This is a genomic window from Vogesella oryzae, assembly GCF_902829295.1.
Taxonomy (GTDB): Bacteria; Pseudomonadota; Gammaproteobacteria; order Burkholderiales; family Chromobacteriaceae; genus Vogesella; species Vogesella oryzae.
On sequence record NZ_CADEPL010000051.1, the window covers coordinates 1 to 1,536 of the forward strand.

A 1,536-nucleotide genomic window follows, 5' to 3' on the forward strand; every position below is an offset into this window, starting at 1 on the left:
GGCCGGGCAATACTATGCCCATCCGCGCAACCAGTTCTGGCGGCTGATGGCCGCGGTCACCGGGTGCGACCTGCCGGCACTGGACTACCCGCAGCGGTTGGCCGCATTGCAAGCCAGCGGTGTCGGGTTGTGGGATGTGGTGGCCGATGCGCAGCGCCGCGGCAGCCTGGATGCCGACATCCGCAATGCGCGCTACAACCCCTTGCAGGAATTGCTGGCCGGGCTGCCGGCGTTGCAGGCAGTGGCGTTCAATGGCAAAACCGCCGGCAAGGCGGCAGCGCAGCTGGCGGCTTGCGGCGTGGAGTGGCTGGTGCTGCCGTCGTCCAGTCCGGCGCTGACGACGGCATTTGATAAAAAACTTGAAGAATGGCGGCGACTTGTCCGATATATCAGCTAATCGCTGACTTCCGACTGCCACCACATGAACCGCTACTGCATCTGGTTTGTAACCGCCGACGATTCGTCGCCCCGTCGTGCCGAAATCAGTCTGACCGGCACCTTGCATAGCCATCATGTGCTGGATGATATCGAGCAGCGGCTGGCCGAGCAGTTGCGGTTGCCGCGCATCATGGTTACCCACTGGCAGCGCTTCGAGGACCCGCCGTACGGCGGTTGAATCCAGCTGGCTCATGCTTCCGGCGTATGCCGCATCGACGCATCCTGTGCGAAGATGCGGCTTTATTTTTGTTGCCGGATTCTGTCATGCAAAGCGTTGATCAAACCCGCGACTGGCTGCTGTCCCGCGCCCGTCCGCTCGGACAATCCGAAACCGTTTCCCTGCTGGATGCTGCCGGTCGCGTGCTGGCGGTCGATGTCATTGCGACGCTGGACGTGCCGCCATACGACAACAGCGCGATGGACGGCTATGCCGTGCGCGCTGCCGATGCGGCCAACGTGCTGCCGGTAAGCCAGCGCATTCCCGCCGGTAGCCAGCCGGCAGCGTTGGCCGCCGCCAGTGCAGCGCGCATTTTTACCGGTGCGCCGATTCCGCCGCAGGCCGACGCGGTGGTGATGCAGGAGCAGGCAGAAGTGCAGGACGACGGCAGCGTGCGCTTCACCGCGGCGGTGTCTGCCGGGCAGAACATCCGCCGCCGTGGCGAGGACATTGCCAGCGGCCAGGTGGTGCTGACCGCCGGCCAGCGCTTGGGCGATGCCGACATCGGGCTGGCGGCCTCCATCGGCGTGCCGGCATTGCAGGTGCAGCGGCAATTGCGGGTGGCGGTGTTCTTTACTGGCGATGAGCTGGTGGAGCCGGGGCAGCCGCTGGCGGCCGGCAAAATCTACAACTCCAACCGCTACTGGCTGGTGCCGGCACTGCGCCGGGCCCCACCCCGTCTCTTTTACACAACCTACGCCGCCGGCGATAAGGAGGGGGGTGGTTTCGGGGGGGGGCGGGGCCTTTAAAAAAAAAAAAAAAAAAAACTTATAAGTAGTGCGGAACGAAAGATACCCATAAAGTATCGGTAAATACAGACGAGAATGCAGGTATATTAGATCAGACAGCATATAAAAATACTCAGTTTAGTTATGTAGTAT

The 1,536-nt window shown here is 62.2% G+C and carries 3 protein-coding genes; all 3 read left to right on the top strand.

Going from position 1 to position 1,536, the window contains the following annotated elements:
- A partial coding sequence (locus HU218_RS13530) for a DNA-deoxyinosine glycosylase (protein WP_174875465.1) occupies nucleotides 1–397 on the top strand: 397 nt, incomplete at its 5' end.
- A gap of 24 nt (nucleotides 398–421) precedes the next feature.
- Nucleotides 422–616 (top strand): hypothetical protein, encoded by a 195-nt coding sequence (locus HU218_RS13535; RefSeq protein ID WP_174875466.1) that lies wholly within the window; start codon nucleotides 422–424, stop codon nucleotides 614–616.
- An 86-nt stretch (nucleotides 617–702) separates the two neighbouring features.
- The gene (locus HU218_RS13540; protein WP_174875467.1) at nucleotides 703–1,404 is read left to right on the top strand and encodes a molybdopterin molybdotransferase MoeA; all 702 of its coding nucleotides are present in this window, start codon (nucleotides 703–705) and stop codon (nucleotides 1,402–1,404) included.
- Nucleotides 1,405–1,536 lie beyond the last annotated feature (132 nt).